Source organism: Mesorhizobium sp. DxT, assembly GCF_058448885.1.
In genome coordinates, this window is sequence record NZ_JBZFLJ010000001.1 from 123,184 (window position 1) to 143,505 (window position 20,322).

18 protein-coding genes and 1 tRNA gene are annotated in these 20,322 nt (G+C 62.9%); 6 read left to right on the forward strand and 13 right to left on the reverse strand.

Translation table 11 applies throughout. The features are described from left to right. Nucleotides 1-132: 132 nt before the first annotated feature. From ACVJNE_RS00530 to ACVJNE_RS00555, 6 genes are all read right to left on the reverse strand, one after another. Nucleotides 133-1,413, reverse strand: coding sequence for a molybdopterin molybdotransferase MoeA (locus tag ACVJNE_RS00530; RefSeq protein ID WP_499562038.1), 1,281 nt, complete (start codon nt 1,411-1,413; stop codon nt 133-135). 114 nt (nt 1,414-1,527) lie between these two features. Beyond that, complete coding sequence (locus ACVJNE_RS00535; RefSeq protein WP_499562040.1) at nt 1,528-3,057, reverse strand: tripartite tricarboxylate transporter permease; 1,530 nt, start codon at nt 3,055-3,057, stop codon at nt 1,528-1,530. 15 nt (nt 3,058-3,072) lie between these two features. Further along, nucleotides 3,073-3,609, reverse strand: coding sequence for a tripartite tricarboxylate transporter TctB family protein (locus ACVJNE_RS00540; protein WP_499562042.1), 537 nt, complete (start codon nt 3,607-3,609; stop codon nt 3,073-3,075). Between the two features lie 11 nt (nt 3,610-3,620). Then, complete coding sequence (locus tag ACVJNE_RS00545; protein WP_499562044.1) at nt 3,621-4,571, reverse strand: Bug family tripartite tricarboxylate transporter substrate binding protein; 951 nt, start codon at nt 4,569-4,571, stop codon at nt 3,621-3,623. Between the two features lie 259 nt (nt 4,572-4,830). Continuing rightward, entirely contained in the window at nt 4,831-7,299 is a 2,469-nt protein-coding gene (locus ACVJNE_RS00550) for an extracellular solute-binding protein (RefSeq protein ID WP_499562046.1), read from the reverse strand. Further along, nucleotides 7,289-7,969, reverse strand: a complete 681-nt coding sequence (locus ACVJNE_RS00555) for a response regulator transcription factor (RefSeq protein ID WP_368804578.1) — start codon at nt 7,967-7,969, stop codon at nt 7,289-7,291. The genes ACVJNE_RS00550 and ACVJNE_RS00555 overlap by 11 nt, the downstream gene beginning before the upstream one ends. A 167-nt stretch (nt 7,970-8,136) precedes the next feature. On the opposite strand from ACVJNE_RS00555, the gene ACVJNE_RS00560 reads away from it, so the two are divergent. Then, the gene (locus ACVJNE_RS00560; protein ID WP_173192475.1) at nt 8,137-8,385 is read left to right on the forward strand and encodes a hypothetical protein; all 249 of its coding nucleotides are present in this window, start codon (nt 8,137-8,139) and stop codon (nt 8,383-8,385) included. Between the two features lie 2 nt (nt 8,386-8,387). Here the strand turns inward: ACVJNE_RS00560 and mobA are convergent, their stop codons facing one another. After that, nucleotides 8,388-9,005 (reverse strand): molybdenum cofactor guanylyltransferase MobA, encoded by a 618-nt coding sequence (gene mobA, locus ACVJNE_RS00565; protein ID WP_499562048.1) that lies wholly within the window; start codon nt 9,003-9,005, stop codon nt 8,388-8,390. Nucleotides 9,006-9,128: 123 nt separating this feature from the next. On the opposite strand from mobA, the gene ACVJNE_RS00570 reads away from it, so the two are divergent. Next, nucleotides 9,129-9,332 (forward strand): dodecin family protein, encoded by a 204-nt coding sequence (locus ACVJNE_RS00570; protein ID WP_499562050.1) that lies wholly within the window; start codon nt 9,129-9,131, stop codon nt 9,330-9,332. Here the strand turns inward: ACVJNE_RS00570 and ACVJNE_RS00575 are convergent. Further along, a complete protein-coding gene (locus ACVJNE_RS00575; protein ID WP_499562052.1) occupies nt 9,290-10,222 on the reverse strand; it encodes a LysR family transcriptional regulator in 933 nt (310 codons plus the stop codon). The two genes, ACVJNE_RS00570 and ACVJNE_RS00575, sit on opposite strands and share 43 nt — an antisense overlap. A 99-nt stretch (nt 10,223-10,321) precedes the next feature. Between ACVJNE_RS00575 and ACVJNE_RS00580 the strand changes: the two genes are divergently transcribed. Both ACVJNE_RS00580 and ACVJNE_RS00585 read left to right on the forward strand, forming a co-directional pair. Further along, the gene (locus tag ACVJNE_RS00580; protein WP_499562054.1) at nt 10,322-11,083 is read left to right on the forward strand and encodes an NAD(P)H-dependent oxidoreductase; all 762 of its coding nucleotides are present in this window, start codon (nt 10,322-10,324) and stop codon (nt 11,081-11,083) included. A 76-nt stretch (nt 11,084-11,159) separates the two neighbouring features. Next, nucleotides 11,160-11,456 (forward strand): DUF982 domain-containing protein, encoded by a 297-nt coding sequence (locus ACVJNE_RS00585; RefSeq protein WP_173192485.1) that lies wholly within the window; start codon nt 11,160-11,162, stop codon nt 11,454-11,456. 39 nt (nt 11,457-11,495) lie between these two features. Here the strand turns inward: ACVJNE_RS00585 and ACVJNE_RS00590 are convergent, their stop codons facing one another. From ACVJNE_RS00590 to ACVJNE_RS00605, 4 genes are all read right to left on the reverse strand, one after another. Further along, on the reverse strand, nt 11,496-13,316 hold the full coding sequence (locus tag ACVJNE_RS00590) for a putative bifunctional diguanylate cyclase/phosphodiesterase (protein ID WP_499562056.1): 1,821 nt from the start codon (nt 13,314-13,316) through the stop codon (nt 11,496-11,498). Between the two features lie 126 nt (nt 13,317-13,442). Further along, nucleotides 13,443-14,852 (reverse strand): sensor histidine kinase, encoded by a 1,410-nt coding sequence (locus tag ACVJNE_RS00595; protein WP_499562058.1) that lies wholly within the window; start codon nt 14,850-14,852, stop codon nt 13,443-13,445. A 37-nt stretch (nt 14,853-14,889) separates the two neighbouring features. Beyond that, nucleotides 14,890-16,017 (reverse strand): aminotransferase class I/II-fold pyridoxal phosphate-dependent enzyme, encoded by a 1,128-nt coding sequence (locus ACVJNE_RS00600; RefSeq protein ID WP_499562060.1) that lies wholly within the window; start codon nt 16,015-16,017, stop codon nt 14,890-14,892. 428 nt (nt 16,018-16,445) lie between these two features. Next, nucleotides 16,446-17,873, reverse strand: a complete 1,428-nt coding sequence (locus ACVJNE_RS00605) for a sensor histidine kinase (protein WP_499562062.1) — start codon at nt 17,871-17,873, stop codon at nt 16,446-16,448. 268 nt (nt 17,874-18,141) lie between these two features. Between ACVJNE_RS00605 and ACVJNE_RS00610 the strand changes: the two genes are divergently transcribed. After that, nucleotides 18,142-18,915, forward strand: a complete 774-nt coding sequence (locus tag ACVJNE_RS00610) for an outer membrane protein (RefSeq protein ID WP_499562064.1) — start codon at nt 18,142-18,144, stop codon at nt 18,913-18,915. Nucleotides 18,916-19,400: 485 nt separating this feature from the next. Here ACVJNE_RS00610 and ACVJNE_RS00615 read toward each other — a convergent pair whose 3' ends face one another. Continuing rightward, complete coding sequence (locus tag ACVJNE_RS00615) at nt 19,401-20,126, reverse strand: SIMPL domain-containing protein (protein ID WP_499562066.1); 726 nt, start codon at nt 20,124-20,126, stop codon at nt 19,401-19,403. A 115-nt stretch (nt 20,127-20,241) separates the two neighbouring features. Between ACVJNE_RS00615 and ACVJNE_RS00620 the strand changes: the two genes are divergently transcribed. Next, nucleotides 20,242-20,317 (forward strand) — tRNA-Ile (locus ACVJNE_RS00620). Nucleotides 20,318-20,322 lie beyond the last annotated feature (5 nt).

A 20,322-nucleotide genomic window follows, 5' to 3' on the forward strand; every position in this document is an offset into this window, starting at 1 on the left:
CGGGATGAGGGCCTTTTCGTTCGGTACGAGGTGTTTGGGCCGTAAGCATATCGGTTGTGTGACACCCGCTCTCAAGCCCGGTCAAGTCCGATAGTCGCGCGGCGTGCGCGCCTTTAGTCGCGCCTGCGGGCTTCAGGGCATTCTGAAAGCCTCGTAACGAAGCGGCATGCCGGGTCTGATCGTCTCGTCTTCTGGCGGCAGAAGGGCTATGCCGTCGGCCGCAGCCATGGCCGAAAGGTTGGCTGAAGAACCGCGTCCCAGCATCTCCACGATAGGGACACCTGCGTCGCTGCGCCCCGCTATGCGAACCGGCACGAACTCCGTTCGTCCCACCCTCTTGCCATACTCGAACCCCGCCACTGCAGGCTGCCAGGCAGGGACGACATCGCGGAGCCCGGCGACCGTGCGGATCGCCGGCAGCGCGATCTGGCGAAACGTCACCAGCGCGGCATTCGGGTTGCCGGGAAGGCCGAAGAACACCGCCTCGCCCAGCCTGCCGACCTTGACCGGCTTGCCCGGCCGCATGGCAACCTTCACCACCTCCAAAGGCGTGCCCTCGTCGCGCATGATCGCCGCGACATGGTCCTCGTCCCCGCCCGATACGCCGCCGGTGGTGACGACCACGTCGCAGGTCGACGACGCGGCGTTCAGCGTCCGCTCCAGCAGCGACCGGTCGTCGGGCACGATGCCGAAATCCTCGACCTGCGCCCATGTCAGCCGCGACAGCATGGCGCGCAGCACCACCCGGTTGGAGTTGTAGATCTGCCCCGGCGCCAGCGTCTCGCCAGGCTCCCGCAGTTCGGAACCGGTGGAGATCAGGCCGATACGCACCTTGCGAAAAAGGGATAGGTTATTCACGCCTGCCCCCGCCAGCAGCGCGAGTTTTTGCGGCGACAGCGCCTCGCCGCTGGAGGCCAGGAGCGCACTACGTTCCACATCCTCGCCCGCAAGACGGATGTTCTCGCCCGCCCGCGGCCGTTTGCCGGAAATGATGACCTGATCGCCATCGCGCCTGCAGCGTTCCTGCATCACGACTGCGTCGAAGCCGTCCGGCACCGGCGCACCGGTGAAGATGCGCAGGGCCTGAGACTCGCCGGGCTTCGAGCCCTGCAAGCTCGCACCAGCGGCGATCCGGCCGGCGACGGGCAAGGTCCACGGACCGTCTCCCGCGAGGTCGCCAAGCCGCACCGCGTAGCCATCCATCGCCGAATTGTCGAAGGGCGGCACCGCCATCGGCGAGATGACGTCTGTCGCAAGCACCCTGCCCTGTGCGTCGACCAGATCGATCGTTTCGGTCTCGACGACCGCGCCAGCGATCGCCACGGCGCGCGCTGCGGCAATATCGGGCGACACCGGCCGCGACGCGTCACCGGCCGAACAGGTCTCTTCCGATAAGGTTTCGGTTTCGCTCATGGGGTTCGGTTCTGGCATCGCTTTCAAGACAATGGCGCACCGCGTGCTCGCGATGCGCCATATCTTGTTACAGGCGGTGTTCGCCCCGGTCCATCAGGCGATGCAATATCAGCCTCAGTCCCCGTCCATCGCAAAGGCGGTGTTTGCGCCTTTCGGCTGCATCGCGCGCCAGATCACAGGCCCCAGCACCGCCGCAAACGCGATCGCGTAGATCGTCAGCGCGATCGGCGAGGTGAACAGGAACGTCCAGTCGCCGCGATTGATCATCAGGCCGCGCCTAAGCTGCTCCTCGGCCAGCGGACCGAGGATCGTCCCCACCAGCACCGGCGCCAGCGGATAGCCGAAGCGGCGCATCAGGAAGCCCAGCAACCCGAACGCAAGCAGCAGCACCAGCGCGAAGACCGACCCTTCCGCCCCCACGATGCCCAGCGTCGCGAAGGTGAGGATGCCGGCATAGAGCCACGGTCTCGGGATCATCAGCAGCTTCACCCACACGCCCACGAAAGGCAGGTTGAGCACGACCAGCATCAGATTAGCGATGAACAGGCTGGCAACCAGCCCCCAGACGATGTCCGGGTTGTTGGTGAACAGCAGCGGACCCGGCTGCAACCCGTACTGCTGGAAGCCGGCCAGCATGATTGCCGCGGTCGCCGAGGTCGGAAGGCCCAGCGTCAGCAGCGGGATCAGCGTGCCGGCAGCCGAGGCATTGTTGGCGGCCTCGGGCCCCGCGACGCCCTCGATGGCGCCTTTCGACCCCTCGAACTCCTCCTTGGCCACGCCTTTCGCCGTCTTGCGCTCGGTCGAATAGGACAGGAAGGTGGGAATCTCAGCCCCGCCCGTGGGCAGCGGGCCGAAGCTGAAGCCCAGCAGCGTGCCGCGCAGATATGGCTTGATGCAGCGCTTGAGGTCGGCGAACGTCAGCCAGACCGAGCCCTTGATGGCTTCCACCTTGTCGCTGATATTTTGCTTCTGCGAGGCGATGTAGAGCGTCTCGCCGACCGCGAACAGGCCGACCGCGACGATGGCGATCGAGATGTTGTCGCGCAGTTCGGCGACCCCGAAGGCAAGCCGCGCCTGCCCTGTCAGCTTGTCGATGCCGACGAGGCCGATCGCGAGCCCGAGGAACAGCGCCGTCAGCCCCCGGATGATCGAGCCGCCGAATGCCGCCGAAACGGTCATGAACGACAGCACCATCAGCGCGAAATATTCCGCCGGGCCGAACGACAAGGCAACCATCACCATGAAGGGGGCGACCACCGCCAGCCCCAGCGTCGCGAAGCTGCCGCCGAAGAACGAGCCGATCGCGGCAGCACCCAGCGCCTTGCCGCCGCGCCCGTCACGAGCCATCTTGTTGCCCTCGACAGCGGTCATGATCGATGCGGTTTCGCCGGGCGTGTTGAGCAGGATCGACGAGATCGCACCGCCATACATGCCACCGTAATAGATGCCGGCGAACATGATGAGCGAGCCAGTGGCGCCGAAGGAAAGGCTGACCGGCAGCAGCAGCGCCACCGTCAGCGCAGGGCCGATGCCCGGCATCACGCCGACGGCCGTGCCGAGGATCACGCCGATCAGCGCGAACAGCAGGTTCATCGGCTCGATTGCGACCGCAAGTCCGTTCAGGAGAAGCGAGAATGTATCCATGACGCTTTGCCTTCCTCAGCGGCGGAACGGGCTGTCGATCAGCCGTTCAAGCGGTCCGGCCCTCAGCGAAAGCCCGAGGCCGTGGCGGAAAAGGATGTAGAGAAACGCCGAAATGCAGACGCCGACGAGAATGGTGAACCACACAGGCCTGCGCCCCATGCCGCGCGCCGAAAGGCCGAACAGCGCGCCGGAGGCCAGAATGAAGCCCGCTCCGATGCTCAGCAGCGCAATTTCGGCAACGACTGCGCCGACGATCCAGCCCACCGGCGGCCAGTTCATCTCCGAGCGCTCCGGAAACTCGCTCAGGATCGCAAGCCGCACTGTCAGGAAGCCGAACACGACAAGCCCGGCCGCCACCAAATAGGGAAAGATTTCCGGGCCGACCTGGGCATAGTTGCGCCTGGCCGGATAACTGGACGCATCCCACCAGATCAGGACCGCCAGCGCGAACAGGCCGAGGGCGATGGCCAGTCCGGCTAGATCACGGCCGGTGGTGTGCTGCGGCTCGGAGGGGAGCCGGCTCTCGCCGGCTCCTTCTGTCTCGGTGGACATCGCCGTCTCCCTTACTGGGTGATGCCCAGCTCTCCAAGGATAGCGCCGGTCTGCTCGATCTCGCCCTTCAGGTATTCGGCGAAATCAGGACCGTCGAGATAGGTGTTCACCCAGCCCTTGGTCTCCAGCTCCTTGTTCCAGGCATCGGATTCGGCCATCGTGCGAATGGTGGAGATCAGCGCGTCGCGCTGCTCGTCGCTCAGCCCCGGCGCGCCGGCGATCATGCGCCAGTTCTGCACGTCGACGTCGAAGCCCTGCTCGACGAAGGTCGGCGCGTCCAGATAGGACTGCCGCTCCGGTGCCGTGATGCCGATGACCTTCAGCGCGCCCGCCTCGATCTGCGCCGAGAACTCGCTGTAACCGGAGACGCCAACGGTAACCTGGTTGCCGAGCAGCGCGGCCAGCGCCTCGCCGCCGCCGGAATAGGGAATGTAGTTGATCGCCGCGGGATCGGCGCCTGCCGCCTTGGCGAACATGCCGGCCGCGATATGGTCGACGCCACCGGCCGAGCCGCCCGCCCACGTCACGGCGCCCGGATCGGTGCGCAGCGCCTCGGCAAGCTGTTCGGCATTGTCGATCTCGCTGTTGGCCGGAGCGACCACCACGACATATTCGCCGGTCAGGCGCGCGATCGGGGTGACGTCGGCAAGGCTCACCGGCGAATCGTTGGCGATGATGGCGCCGACCATCACGTAGCCGCCGACGATGGTGGCAGCCCCGTCGCCGTTCGAATTGTTGACGAACTGCTGCAGGCCGATCGTGCCGCCGGCGCCACCGACATTCTCTACCTGGATGTTGGAGACGAGGCCCTCCGACTGCAGCGTCGACTGGATCGTGCGCGCGGTCTGGTCCCAGCCGCCTCCGGGCGCTGCCGGCGCCATGATCTTCAATTCGGAAAGCTGCGCGAAAGCGGACGTTGCGGAAAGCAGCCCGACGGCTGCGGCAAGCGCGAAAATTCTCATGATGTCCTCCCAGACAATGCTGTCATGACGGCCGCGTGCGGCCAGCCGGTATCCTCCCGGTTGCGGGCATTCTAGCAGCCGAACCTGTCATCCGCCTGTCACCGTCTTTCAGAGATCGTTTGAGAAGGTGCTCCGGCGAGGCAGGTGACGCGGGTTTCGAGAACCCAAGCGGAGCGCATTTTTTTTTTGGGTACGCGAGCATCGGAAGCGCAGAAAACGGCGTCACCTGCCCGCCGGAGTAGAGTTATGGGGCGATCTCTCAGCGGGGAGAGACGATCTCGCGCCATGTCGCCAGGAAACGGCTGCGCCGCTGCTGGTCGAGCGAAACCAGCAGCGATGGCCCAAGCGCCAGCGGCTGGACCGCCCCCCTGCCCCGCGCCGAGATCGCCTCGGAGGTGAACGGCCCGGTCGAGCCGGGCACGATCGAGCCGAGCGCCGCGTCGCCAGCCGAGATCGCCTGCCCCTGCGGCGATAGCGCGAAATCCACGAACGCCCGCGCAAGGTCCGGCTCGGATGCGTCGCGCGGGATCAGCATCGTTCGGGTCAGCACCAGCACGTAGTCGTCCGGCACGATGATGCCGATCTCGGCGCCTGCGGCCTGCCGCGCCAGTGCATAGGAGCCGAGAACGTTGTAGCCGAGCGCCAGATCGCCCCGCGCAACCCGGTCGAGAATATCCGGGCTCGACCCGCTCAGATGCACGCCGATCCGCCCGAACGCGGTCGCAAGCCGCCAGAAGTTCGACGAGATGAGCTGGTCCTGCGCGGCCAGCAGGTAGCCGACGCCGCTCTTGGCGATGTCGTAGGTGCCGACCAGCCCGCGAAAGCGTTCGGGCTGTTCCTCCAGCAGTTCGGCAAGCCGCAGATGCGTGCGCGGCAGCTCGTCCTCGCGCACGAGGTCGGGATTATAGATGATGACGGCAGGCTCGAAGGTGAAGCCGATCACCTCGCCGCGCCACTGCGCCCAGCCCGGCACCGATTGCAGGTACTGCGAGGGATGGGCGAGCGCGTGGCCGTCATTGGCAAGCTTGAGTTGCAGATCAGCCGCCGACGAGATCATCAGGTCCGGCTTCGGCGCGATGCTGCCGCCGAGGAATTCCTCATACATCACCAGCGTGTCGGTCTCCCGGTAGATCACCTCGACATCGGGCCGCACTTGCTGGAAACCCTCCACGAACCGCGCGAAAAGCGGCGTATCGGTCGTGCCGACGATCGTCAGCGTGCGCGCGCCTTCAAGTGACGGCTGCGGAGCTGCATAGCGGTTCTCGGCCGCCTCCCCCTGCCCCGGCATAAGCACCAGCGCGGCGGCAAGAAGCGTCGCCCCGGCGACAGCCGCCGCTGCCGTGTGCGCGGCCGGCTTCCTGCGGCGCAGCGGCAGCGTGATCTCCACCGTCAGCCCGCCGCCGTCGCGGTCTGCCAAGCGGAGGCTGCCGCCATGAGAATCGACGACACGCTTGACGATGGCGAGCCCCAGCCCCGAGCCTGTCTTGCCTTCCCCGGCGCTGCCCCGCTTGAAACGTTGAAGCACCGTTTCCTTCTCCGGATCGGGAATGCCCGGCCCCCGATCGCTCACAGAAAGCACCACCGTTGCCGGCTCGGGCGATTGTGCCGCGATCTCGACCGCCCCCACCGAATAGAGCATCGCGTTGTCGACCACATTGCGCAGCATCTCGCGCATCACCACCCGGTCCGCGAACAGCTCCGCCGCGCCCGCGTCCTTCTCCACCGACACGGAAAGCCGCGCGGCGGCCACCGGATCGAGCCGCTGCCGCACCTCGTCTATCAGCGCGTCGACGCTGGTGGGCCGCGCATCGCGCATATCCAGCCGGTGCGAGATCGTCGCGTCCATCAGAAGCTGCGAGACGAGCTGGCTTGCCTGCGCAGCACTCTGGTGGATGCGCGAGACCCTTGCGCGCAGCTTCTCCGGGTCCGGCTCGTCCATGGCGATCTCGGCCTGTGCGCGAAGCGAGGCCAGCGGCGTGCGCACCTCGTGCGCGGCCTCGCTCACCAGCCCGCTCAGCCGTTCTATCGCCAGCCGCAGCCGGTCGGTGAAGCCGTTCAGCGCAACGACGAGCTGGCTGACTTCCGCCGGCACCGGCACCGAAACCGGCGACAGGTCGTCGGGCGAGCGCGCGCGCAGCTCCTGCTCCAGCGTGGAGAGCGGCGCGAAGGTGCGGCCAAGGCCGAACCAGACGATGCCGATCGCCAGCAGCGTCAGCGCGGCCAGCGGCAGCATCGCGTTGGAGAGGATTTCGGCCGAAAGCAGTTCGCGCTCGTTCTGCGTCTCCGCCACGCGGATCGTCACCCAGGCGGCCTCGTCCGCCGACGAGATCAGCCTTCCAAGGCTCACCAGCCGCAGTGTCTCACCGCGATAATCGAGGTCCTGGAAGACCGGCTCGGCCGAATCGGCCGGAGGCAGGTCGTTGGCGAGGTCGTCATAGCCGGTCACCAGCACGCCGTCGGGTGCCCTGACCGTGTAGAACAGCCTGTCGCTGCCCGAAAACATCGCAAAGGACGCGAACGGCAGCTCGACCAGCACCGTCTCGTCCTCGATCTGCACCGCACCCGCGATCGTCAGCGCGGACGCAGCCAGCAGACGGTCGAAGGCCCGGTCGGCCGCGCGCTCCGCATAATCGTTGATGAAGGCCGCGAGCGCCACGGCGGCCACCAGCAGCAGCGAGACGGCCAGCGCGAAGATACGCCGGCGGATCGAGAACGCGCTATTTGCCATCGCCGCCCGCAGCCCGCGCGAGATAACCCACGCCCCGCACCGTCTCGATTTCCAGCCGCGAGCCCTCCAGCTTGCGGCGCAGGCGCGAGACCTGAAGCTCGAGCGCGTTGACCGAGACGTCCTCGTCGAAATTGAAGAGCTGCGCCATCAGCCGTTCCTTGGCCACCACCTGCCCCACCCGCGCGAGCAGGATTTCCAGCAGCCGGAACTCGCGCCGCCCCAGCTCGACCTTGCGTCCGCCGACGCTCACGAAGCCGTTGGCGAGATCGACAGTTACGTCGCCCACCGTGGCAAGGCTCGTCACCTGCCCCGCCGGCCGGCGCATCAGCACACGCAGCCGCGCTTCCAGCTCGCGCAGGTCGAACGGCTTGACCAGATAGTCGTCGGCGCCAAGGTCGAGCAGGCTCACCTTGTCGTCGATCTCCGCGCGCGCCGTCATCACCAGAACCGGTGTTTCCGACTTGCGGCCCCGCAGCTCGCCAAGGATCGAGATGCCATCGCGGCCGGGCAGCGTCAGATCGAGCGCCACCACGTCGAACGTCTCGCTCGCGGCCACCTCGATCGCATCGTCGCCATTGCGCAGCCACTCGACGGAATGGCCGGCATCGCGCAGCCGGCGCTCGATCGCCTCGCCGAGATCCTCGTTGTCCTCCACCAGCAATATGCGCATTGTCGTCGCATCGCCCTCCTCCGGCGTAGCGGGAGACAATCGCACCTGCAGGCCTCCGCTTCAACGCACCCCGCACAAGTTTGCGCAACGATGGTCTTGTGTGCGCCGCGATTGATTGTCAGAACGTTGCCAGCCGTTTCCTTTCCGCATGCGCCAAGGGACAGACAATGGAAAACGACCTCGAAAGATACGCCATCGCCATCATCGTCGTGTTCGGTGCATTGGCCGTAGGCGGGCTGATGGCGGCCGGCATCGCCGCCGGCGACCGCAGCACCTTCCTTTACGCACTCGGCGCCGCAACGGCCGCGTGGGTGGCGGGCTATGCGATGGTCTTCGGTTTGCCTCGCCTTCTTGCCGTGCTCATCCTTGTCGCGGTGGTGATGGCCATCGCTTCGACCGTCGCCTTCATCACCTGAGTTCAGGCAGGATTCGAGCCAAGCAGCTCCCGCGCGCGCTCAAGGTCGTCGGGCGTGTTGACGTTGAAGAACGGATCCGTGCCCTCCCCGGCAGCAAACTGCGCAACGGCAGCGTCGTGATTCTGCGCCCATGTGGCGACCTTGCGCTCTCCGCGCTCCAGCGCGGCCCGCAAATCCCCGCGCAATGCCACCGGCCAAAGGCCGAAGGTCGGATGAAGCCGCTGCACGCCTTCGCTATCGAGAGACGCCGCAAGCGCCAACCCACCACCGCCGGCATCCTGCAGACGTTTGGCGAGGTCGCCCGGCAGGAACGGCGTGTCCCCAGCGGCCGAAACCAGCGAATCGCCGCCACGCGCGGCCGCCCACTCCATCCCGGCCAGAATGCCGGCCAGAGGGCCCGGCTGGTCCGCAATCGTGTCGGCAACAACCGGAAGGCCAAAACGCGCAAAGCGGGCCGGATTGTTATTCGCATTGATGACAAGCTCGGCGCATTGCGGTCGCAGCCGGGCGATCACATGGTCGAGCAGCGTCGCCTCGCCAAGTGCCAGCAGCGCCTTGTCGCCGCCGCCCATGCGTGAGGCGCGGCCGCCCGCAAGAATCACGCCAACCGTTTTCGCCACCTGCGCCTCCATTTGCCCTGGCGCCGCCATTGAGCACGCGCCGCCCGAAGCGGGCAAGCCGATACGGAACGATCGCGGTTCGCACCCGTTGCGAGACTGGGCGGGTCAGCAAGGGAGAAGATCATGTCCGTAGCACGCATCACCGAAATCTCCTCGACATCGACCAAAAGCTTCGAGGACGCCATCAATGTCGGCATCGAACGCGCCGGAAACACCCTGCGAAACGTCAAGGGCGCATGGGTCAAGGATCAGGAGGTGACTGTGGAGAATGGCCGGATCGCATCCTACAAGGTCATCCTGAAAGTCACCTTCGTACTCGACGATTGATCCGTCGACGCCGGGCGCGGTCGAATGGCCGCGACCGGCACGTGCCCGTCAGTCGAGACGGATATGGCCGGCGAGATAGTCGAGAACAGCGCGAACGCGTGCCGTCTTCCTGAGATCGGGATGCACAAGCAGCCAGAGCTCCGTCTCCAGCGCCGCGATGGGTTCGCCTGTCCTGCGCAGCGACCCATCACTCTCGGCAAGATAGGTCGGCAGGATCGCCGCACCCGCGCCAATGCGTACGGCGTATGCATCGAAAGAATAGAGTTGAAGCGCAGCACGCAGCGCGCATCCAGTCCCGCGTCCTTCATCCACGCGTGAAGCGCGCCATAAGGCATGTCCGCTGACGGACCCAGCATCGGCACCTCTTCGATAGTGCCGCTCGTTTCCGCCGGCACGTAAAGGGCCTGCCGGATGAGCCCAAGCCGCCGCCCCGCCAGGTTAAGCTCCGGGTCCGAAGACGGCCGCAGCGCGATCTCGGCATCGCGACGCGCCAGATCGTAGACGTCGTTGGAGACGCGTATATCGAGCACAATGCCCGGAAAGGCGTTTCGGAAAGGCGCAAGTATCGGCGCGAGCAAGCCGGCAAACAGCGTATCCGTCGTCGTCAGGATGACGCTCCCGGTCGGACGGCTGTCGCGTCCGGCCACTTTGCGTTCGGCCTCCGTTGCGATCTCGCGCATGTCGCGCGCCGCCTTCAGAAGCGCCTCGCCCGCCACGGTCGGCTGATACCCGTCGCGAAACCGTTCGAACATGCGCGCGCCGAGCCGCGCTTCGATGGCGTTGAGGCGACGCATCATCGTCGGATGGCTTTGGCCCGTCGACCGCGCCGCCGCTGCCAGCGACCCCGATTCGGCGATCGCCAGCAGCACGGCATAGTCGGACCAGTCCATCGCATCTTTCAATTCTGAAAGTCCTATCGGCACTTCTGTCTATCGATAAACGAAATTGAACACACTACTCTCTCCCGGACAAGAGATAGGGAGATCGACATGCAGGCTCACATCGTTCACGTTCATCCGGAACCGGCCTCGTTCAACGCCGCGCTGACGCAGCGCGCGATAACCACCCTTGAGGCGACCGGCGCCGCAGTCACCGTATCGGATCTCTACGCGTCCCGTTTCGATCCCGTCGAGGCGGCGGAGCACTATCGCAATCGTTCTAACCAGGCGACCTTCTCCGCGCTCGCCGAGCAACGCCACGCATGGCAGACCGACACTGTGCCCGTTGATGTGGCTATTGAAATCGAGGGGCTTTCGAAGGCCGACCTGCTGGTCATCCAGTTCCCGCTCTGGTGGCACGGGCCGCCCGCCATGTTGAAAGGCTGGTTCGACCGCGTGTTCATGAATGGCGGGCTCTACACCGGCCGCAAGCGCTACGACGCGGGCCATTTTCGCGGTCGCAGGGCCATTCTATCGATCACAACGGGCGCACCCGAAGCGGCGTTCGGTCCAGGCGCACGGGGCGGTGACCCGGAAACCATGCTGTGGCCGATGCACTATTCGCTCCACTATATGGGCTTCACCGTGCTCGCGCCGTTCTGGACCTTCGGCGTGCAGGGGCATGGCTACGTCTACGAACAGGAAGACAGCCTCTCGACCAGGCTCACCACGCAGCTCGATCGCTGGCAGCATCGGCTGGAAACCATCGGAAGAGCACCCACGCTTACTTTTCCCGCTTGGGAGGACTGGGATCGGCACGGCCAACCCCTCGCATCAACGCGCGCACGGGAACCTGTGGCCGCACAATCCTGACGACCCGCCCCGCACCCCTGTCGCAACTCAATGCCGTGTCGTGCGTTGTGCCCGAAAAGATACAGGGAAAAGTCAGATGGACGCCGCACAATTCCGCTTGCCGGTGCGTATCCAGTCAGCACCGGGCGAACCGATCAGTGAAGTCTACAGCGCCGAGCAGGCGCTGGATCTCCTGCTGGCATGGCCGCATCATCAGGGCCGGGTCTATGAGGCGGCCTTGAAGGCCTGTTTCGCTGCCACGGTCGATGTCGAGGCAGCCGAAAAGGCCCAGCAGGCCTTCCGCGCCTTCGCACGGCTGTCAGGCATTCTTTCACGCGACATGATGCCGGCACTCCCCGGCGCTTTCGGCTTCCGCCCGCATCTACCGGGATAGCGTCAGCAAAAGGACCGGACAGCCTTCAAAATGACGTCGTCAGCCGACCCGCGCCGACTCCTCGCTGGCCTGGTAGCTCCGGATGAATTCCCACGCGTCTTCTGCTGTTAGGGGGCGGCTGAACAGATAGCCCTGACCCATGGTGCATCCTTCGGACGCGACGGACACAAGCTGATCTTCTGTCTCGATACCTTCCGCGGTGGTGCCGATACCGATGTTCTGGCCAAGAAGAATGATCGATCGCACAATCGCTGCATCGGAGTCGCTCGCCGCCAGTCCCTGAACGAACCGCTTGTCGATCTTGATCTTGTCGAACCGAAAATTGCTTAGATAGGCAAGCGACGAGTACCCGGTACCGAAATCGTCGATCGATACGCGCACGCCCAAGCCGCGTATCGCCTCGAGAATCTTGACGTTCCGGCCCTCTGCTCCCAGAAGCGCAGATTCCGTGATCTCCAGTTCGAGCCTGTGGGGCGCAAGTCCGGTCGCCGCCAGAGTGTTCACGATGTTCGGAACCAGCGATGGGCTGTTGAACTGCAGCGGCGAGAGGTTGACGGAAACCCCGATCTCCTCGGGCCAGCTCGTCGCCTGCTCGCATGCCTTGCGCAACACCCATGAACCGATCTGGGCAATAAGGCCGGTTTCTTCAGCAATCGGGATGAAGGTGGCCGGGGAAAGCATGCCCCGCGTCTTGTGTGGCCAGCGCAGCAGGGCTTCGAAGCTTTTTATGCTGCGCGACTTCACATCGAGGATAGGCTGGTAGAATACCTCGAAATCCATCGTTGCGACCGCTCGCAGAAGGTCGCTTTCGATCTGCCTGCGTTCATGCAATTGGTCCAGCATTTCGGTTTCGAAGAGTACGACATTGCCGGTGCCCTTTGCCTTGGCATGGTACATTGCAAGATCCGCGGCCTTTATCAGTGCATCGAGATCGCTGTTGAAGCACCGGGCCTGCGCCACTCCGCAGCTTGCACCGACCCTGATCGCGATACCATCCACCTGATAGGGTGCCGATAAGGCCTCAACAATCTGTTCGGCGCGTTCGACCTCGCTCTTCAGATCGCCGGTTTTTTCGATGACGATCGCGAACTCGTCACCGCCAAGACGGGCAACAGGCGTCCCTTCCGGCACCATCGAAACGAGACGCTCGCCGACCCGTTTCAGGAGGCTGTCACCGATGCCATGCCCGTAGCTGTCATTGACGGCCTTGAAGCCGTCGAGATCCATGAACAGCAGGACTGGTTCGCTGTTGTGTACCGGTATGCCGCCCAGCACTTCGAACAATACGTCTCGAAAGCCCTGTCGATTCAGCAGTTCGGTCAGTGTGTCGTGATACGCGAGATAGCGCAGGCGATCTTCCGAGGCGTTGACCCGCGCCGTTTCCTTTGCAAGCCGCTGCGCTGTGTTCTCGAGTTCCTCGTCCAGCACGCGGGCCTTGTCTTCCAGCTTCGACTTCTCGTCCAGGGTCGCCTCCGCTGCTCGCTTGCGTTCGAGCTGCGTGTTGATGCGGGCGACGGCGATCTCGAAATCAACCGGCTTGGTGACGTAGTCGTTCGCTCCCATTTTGAGGTTCTCGACGACATCCTCGCTCTGGCTCTTCGCCGTCACCATGATGACAGGCATGTTGTCGTACTTGCGGTCTGCCCGAACACGCCTGAGCACTTCGGTGCCCGAAAGATCGGGCATCATCACATCCAGTAGAACGAGATCGAAATTGCCCTCTGCGATCTGCTTGAGAGCATCCTCGCCACCAACCGCCTCAGCAACCTCGAAATTGCGGCGAACCAGGCGGCGGACGAGAATGTCGCGATTGTCCGCAACGTCGTCGACAACAAGGATACGCGGCTTCGCCTGATTCACGCGGTCAGCGTTACCTGAAAAATTTTCAGAAAGTATTGCCGCGTTTTGCATTGTGGCCCCCGCCATGAATATTCACCAAGAAGAGTACCCGGAGCGATATTCTGCTCCGAATGAGTTGATCTATGCTTAAGCTGCCTGCGCCATTTGGCCGGCAGAACCCGTATTCTTGTCAGACACGTCGCGGCCAAGCTGCGCCGGAATGTCCACAGTGAAGACCGACCCCTGCCCGGGCTTGCTGGCGACGTGAATTTCGCCTCCAAGCAAAGCGCAGAACTTTCTCGTGATCGCCAACCCCATACCTGTGCCGCCGAAACGCTTCGAAATGCTCGCATCCGCTTGTATGTAGGCCTCGAACAGCTTGGGCAGAACGTCGGCCTCGATGCCGATGCCGGTGTCGCTCACGGTTGCCACCAGGCGATCTTCGGCTATGGACCTGTCGATCTTCAGGCTGATCGAGATTGTGCCATTCTTTGTGAATTTGCCCGCATTGCCGAGCAGATTGATCATGATCTGCGCCACTTTGGTCCGGTCCGTGGACAGCATTTCGTCGCGCATCGGGCAGTCGATGACCAGCTTGTTTCCGTTGGCATTGATTGTCGGAAGCGCGGTTGCGACCACATCATCGCAGAACTGACCGAGACTGAAGTCCACTACATCGATCGCATGAACCCCACTTTCGATCTTGTCGGAATCCAGCACATCGGCCACGAGCGACAGCAGATGCTTGCCGGCCGCGTTGATTCTCGTTAGGTCCTGAGCGGTCTGCTCCGGCACGTCGTCCATGTCCGCGCAGTCTTCGAGCAATATTTCCGAATAGCCGATGATCGCGTTCAGCGGCGTCCTGAACTCGTGGCTCATTTTTGAGAAGAATTGCGATCGGTCGCGATTGAGTCGCTCTGCGACCTCGCGCGCCCGCTCCAGTTCGATAAGGGCGCTGCGGTGACGCTCGGCTTCTGTCTCGAGTTCCGAACGCAAGGCCATGACGCGCGCGTAATAGAGCGCCATCCAGGTCATGTAGATGGCAGCAGCGACGATTGAAAGCCACGCGAGAAGCCGCAGGTTCTGCACGGGGATATCATCCGGCAAGCCGAAATAGGCCACGCAACCGATGAATATGCTCAGGTTGACCGCGAAAAGCGACAGCACGGGAACCACCTGCTTCGACAGGTAAAATAGACCCAGCAATAGGCTCACGATCAGCCAGGGAAGAAACGGCGAGCTGAACCCGCCGTAGAAATACATCCCGAAGAGCGATGCGCTCGACAGGATCATGAACGAAAGCTGGGTGACGAGCTTCATATTGCCCGTCAGCTTCAGCAGGAAGGGAAGCGCCCAGAAACTGCTGATGCCGAACATCATCACCAGCAGTTGCGGGGTCACTTCAGGCGATACCAAGTATAGAAGGATCGCCATTGGTTGCGCGATTATGGGCCCAGCCAGATGCGTGAAAACGAAGATCCTGGCCATTTCCACATTGGTTCGGCTGCTGATGACCGAAGCTGGAAGAAACCAGTTGATGATCTTGTTGTTCGTCATGTCCGTCCCCGCAATGCCGCAACCGCGATGGTCGGGCCTACCCGGCAAGCCGTTCGTCGACGGCGTCGAAACCGGCTTCGAGTTGCGACTTTGCAAGCCGCATCGCAGCCTGCAGCCGCTCCGCCGCTGCTCGGATTTCCTCGTCGGTGTGTCCCGCCATCACCTGCAGACGGAAGCGTGCCAGCCCCTTGCCTACGGCCGGGTACTCGACGAGATTGGATATCAGGCCCATGTCGGGCAGCGCCCGGGCAGTCATCCGGGCCAGGGCCTCGTCACCCGTTTTCACGGCGACGATCGCCGACGGCTCGCCATAATAGTCCATGCCGCGAACGCTGAGTTCGTTGCGCAGATTGACGATGTTGCTCATGAGCCTGTCGCGTAGAACCTTGCCTTCGGTCGACTCCACGATTTCGAGCGCCTTCGAAATGGTTGCAAGCTGCGCCGGGGACAGCGCGTTCGAGAACGTGCAGCTCGGTGAATAGAACCGCAGATATTCCTTTACGGCGCGCGAGTTTGTCGCGACAAAACCGCCGTTCGAACCGAATGTCTTGGAGAAGCTACCCATCACGAGGTCGACTTTGCCCAGCATACCCTGAATGCCGATATGACCGGTCCCGTCTTCGCCGAGACAGCCGAGGTCATGCGCCACGTCCACCATGAGTGTTGCATCGAACGCGTGGGCGAGTTCCTGCAGGCCGACGATGTCCGGTGTATCGCTGTCCATCGAGAACAGACCTTCGGTCACGACCATGATGCCGGCATTGGGTTCGCGCCGACGGATATCCTCAAGGCGCCCCCGGCAGTGATCCAGGTCGTTGTGCCGGAAAAGCACGACATTGCGGGTAGCAGCCTGTGCCCCGGTCTGAAGGCAGGCATGCGCCAGCGCATCCATGACAATGTAGTCGTGCGAACGCACAAGCCCCTTGATGACGCCGAACCCGGCGGCCCAACCCGTAGGAAACAGAACCGCTTCCTTCATGTTGAGGAAGCTCGCGAGCCTCTGCTCCAGCGCCACTGAAACGGAGGTATTGCCGACCAGCGCCGGCGAGCCTGCGGAGTGGACTCCGAACTCGTCGATTGCATTCTTTGCGGCTTCCAGCACCGCAGGATGCGATGAGAGGGAAAGATAATCCTGCGATGCAAAGTTCACGCCGTTGGTCAGCATGCCTCGATCATCTCGCACGGCACAGCTGGAGGCCGGTCCGGTTTCCGTCGACCGGGAAAAAGGCCACGTACCTGAAAGGCGCCGCGTGTTCTGCCAATCATAGAATGCGCCGCAGCGATCAAGCAGATCTGTACCAGACGGAACGCGGAAATCTCGCATGCTGCCGCGCAGCGCCTGCTCCGGAACTCCGTCAATCGTCGATGTTTTGGAATACATTTTTACGCCCCCGTTTTTGTTCTATGCACTATTGCTAAAATAGATGCAGAATCAGTTAATTGCGGAAGCGGGGCGATGCTTGAATTAGCTGTACGGTTAATAAGTAGTGTCTCAATTAGAGGGCAAAAATATTTGTTTGCCCGCATGATTTTCGATGCGTGTGCTTGTAATGGAACGCACCGATGTCGACCGACGAGGACGCTGATAGGCGCTCAGGCGGCAATTTTGGGCTGGCTACTCTGAGCAACTAGCGCCGCAGGTGCCCAGGTTTTCGGGATGCGGACCGTGAAGGACGTGCCTTTGCCGACTGTACTCTCCACCGAGATGGCACATCCCATGGCGCGGGTAAGTTTATGGACGATGGTCAGATTGAGTCCGGTTCCGCCATATTTGCTGGCGGAGGCGTCCCGCTGATCGGCCAGTGCTTCGAAAATCGTCTCAAGCCGATCTGGATGAATGCCGCCACCATTGTCGCGGATCTCCAGCTCGTATCCGCTGTCGTCAGTGGATGACCCGGCCGTCCTGAGGTGAATCTCTGCATAGGCGCCCGGCGCATGCACGGGAATGTTGTCGAGGATAGCACTGATGACCTGCAGCAGCCGCTGCTTGTCCGTCTCCGCAAAGCTATCCTGCGCGCTGATGTGGATCTCCAGCGTATTGCCCTGCCGTCTCATGTCGCCGCGCACGCGCGCGGCTGCTTCCTGGACGACATCGACCAGTTCGATCTCCTCGACCGTGAACTGCATCAGGCCGGCCTCGATCTTCGACAGGTCCAGGACGATGTTGATGAGCCTCATGAGGTATTGCGCGGCGTCGTGAATACGGTCGACGTCTTCCTTCATCCTGTGGTCGTCATTGTCCATCGCGTCCTCATGGATGAGCCGGCTGTAGCCGATGACCGCATTCAGCGGAGTCCGCAATTCATGGCTCATCCGCGCGAGGAATTCTGCCTTGTGAAGGCTGGCGCGATCCGCAGCTACAACGGCCGAGCGTAGTTCGTCGGTCGCGCGGCGGCGCTGGCGAACCTCATTCTCCAGCTCCACGCCCGCATCGAAGATACGCGCATAGTAGATCGCCATGGTCGCGACGTAGCAGAGCGCTGCAACTGTCGAAACAACGCCCAGCACGATAAGCGCGATCATGGGTATGTCGCTCGCAGGCGGGTTTGTCGAATAGTACAGCAGAAGAAAAAGCCCGAATGAGCCGGCAAAAATGCTCATCAGACTAACTTGAAGCCGCGTGTTTGCGCCAATGTAGAAGAACGAGAGGATGGGTATGATCAGCACCCACGGCAGCGTCGGCGACAGAACGCCATCGTTGAAGTAGCAGCTCCAGAAAATGCAGAAATTCAGATTGAGCACCGAGGCGACGACAAGCTGGTCGTAGTTCACGCCGCGCCGCAAAAGGAACGGAAATATCCAGAATGCCAATATGCTCAGCGACAGGACCAATATGTCCCAACCTGGCGTCGGGTCGACAAAGTACAGCGCAATTGGAACCGAGCTGCCCAGGATTGGCCCCATCGTATGGCTTATCAGAAACATACGGGCCTGATTGGACGCATCCCTTTCGTGCCTGATTGCTTCTGGCACGAAATAGTCGATAAGGCGCTGGTAGCGCGCTGCCAACTTCCTGAGCATTCCAACCCCCAAGCCACTGTACATCATCGCGATGCGGGCAAGTCGTCTTCAATCCGACACCGGCAAGTATTTACGCGCGATTACTTACAATGCTGTTAAACAGCTTGTTCCCGCACGCTTGGAGCTCGCCTCCGTCGCAGACTCTCCTCCTCGCCTCGCACTCCAGCGCTTCGCGTTAAGGGTTCGTTAGCCATAATCGACAAATATCCCAGCCATCTATCTGCCCGGGCGCGAAATGCCCGGAACTGTGAATGTCGGGGGTTCGGCGATGACAAAAAAGCTCATATTTGCGGCCATGTTGGTCTGCGCCCAGCCTGCTCTTGCGGGCGACTGGACTGATGCGTCTCTGGAAGCGCGTTACGCTGGCTGGTCCGGTGCATATGTGACCGGGTTCGCTGGCCTCGGTATCACCAATGGTCGCGCGAGCCTGAACGATTATTCCGGTACGCTGCTCACGCTCGACGTTCAGAACGGGCTTTTCCCTCAGGCCATAAGCGGAACCAAGACCCACGGCCTTGTCGGTGCCGCGGCCGGCTACAATTTCCAGTCGGGACGGTTTGTCGGAGGCGTCGAGGTCGATGTAGGCTATTCTTGGTCCGAGGCAACACACGCATATTCGCGCGTCGACCCGGGCCCGATATTTCCAGGCGTCAACACGAACACGACATATGGAACGGAGTTCGGGGCGCTCGGCAGCGCGCGCTTCAGGGTCGGCTACGACATGGGCAACACACTCATTTACGGAACGGCCGGCATTGCAGCAGGCCGGGTCCGCAACAGCCTTTCGCTGGCGCTACCGGAACTTGGCTACACCTCCCCAGACTGGTCCGAATCCGGCACCCGAATCGGCTATGCCGTGGGTGTGGGTGTGGAACACCGCCTGACCGGCAATCTGAGCCTGAGGCTCGAGACGCTGTTCGTGGATCTCGAAGACCAGGTCGTTAACGCTTCGGATTCAACCACATTCCCTGGCGAGACCTTCGGCTACAGGTTCTCCAACACCATCGTTACACCGCGGCTCGGGGTAACGATGAAGTTCTAGCCGGCCCGTCTGCTGGCCGCATACTCCGGCTTCTTACTTGGCGTCGCCGGTACCGGTGCCAGGGGCGTCTTTCATGTCGGGCCAGCGCATCTGAACCGGACACTGGGCGCGATCCATTTTGCATCGATACTCCGCATCGGTCATGCCGGGAGGCGGCGCGCCGCGATACATCGGCCCCGGGGCTCCACAGGCGGAAAGTGCCATCAAAGCTGAAAGCGCCAGGGCCAATTTGCAAACCATGACACTTCCGGCACGCGAGCGGGCGTAGCCCTCATCACGGGGTCCGGCCTCACCAACATTCACTCTGACAACCAATGCGACCTCCTGACAGGTTGGACCGTCCGGAGCACGCCGCAAGGCTGCAACCTGACGGCGCGCCCGCCCTATAGCACGCGCCCTGCCGCCGGTTCAAACGCGGCAACCGCCGAAATCCGGTTTGCGCCCGCGCCGCAAAAAAGGGCCGGCTTCGCGCCGGCCCTTTCCTGTCACTGCTTGATTTCGAAGGTCACGTTGACCTGAACCCTGTAGGTGTTTTCGCCCGCCTCGACGGGCACCGCGTCGGATGCGGCCTCCATGCGATAGGCCCGGCCGCCGAGCGGCATCGGCGGCGGCGCGAAGGACTGCTCCGAGAGTTCCAGGATACCACCGAGTTCGACACCGGCGGCTTCGGCCAGCGTCCGGGCACGGGCCATCGCGTCCTCGACCGCGCGCTTGCGCGCCTCGGTGGTGGCGGCTGCCTGATCGTCATTGGTGAAGGTGATATTGCCGCCCTGGTTGACGCCGAGCGTCACCGAACTGTCGATGACCTCGCCCACCGTTGCGATATCGCGCACGCGCACCGTCAGCGTGTTGGAGACCTGATAGGCGACGATGCGCGGCTGCTGTTCGCCGGCATTGTTCTGTGGGTAGACATAGCGCGGGTTGATCTGCAGGCCGGCGGTCTGGATATCGCGCTGCTCGATACCCGCATCCTTCATCGCCTTGATGACCGCATTCATGGCCTCGTTGTTGGCGTCGAGCGCATCGCGCGCGGTCTCGGCTTCTCGCATCACCGCGAGGCTGACAATCGCCATGTCGGGCGCGATAGCGGTCTCGCCTTCACCGGTGACGACGACGCGCGGGGTATTCCGGGGTTGAGATTCCTGAGCCATGGCCACTCCTGGCAGGGTCATCGCTGCCGCCAGCAGCATCGGCAGGTATCTGCGGTTCATCTGGTTCTCCAATAAGTTGTTTTCCCGAGACCGGATCGGCATAGGAAGCGATTATGGGTGGATTGCGGCGGCAGTCTTGTGCCGAAGCAAAAAAGCAACTAGGTCAGCGGCGGTGGGGCCTGTAGCTCAATGGTTAGAGCCGGCGGCTCATAACCGCTTGGTTGGGGGTTCGAGTCCCTCCGGGCCCACCAATTCC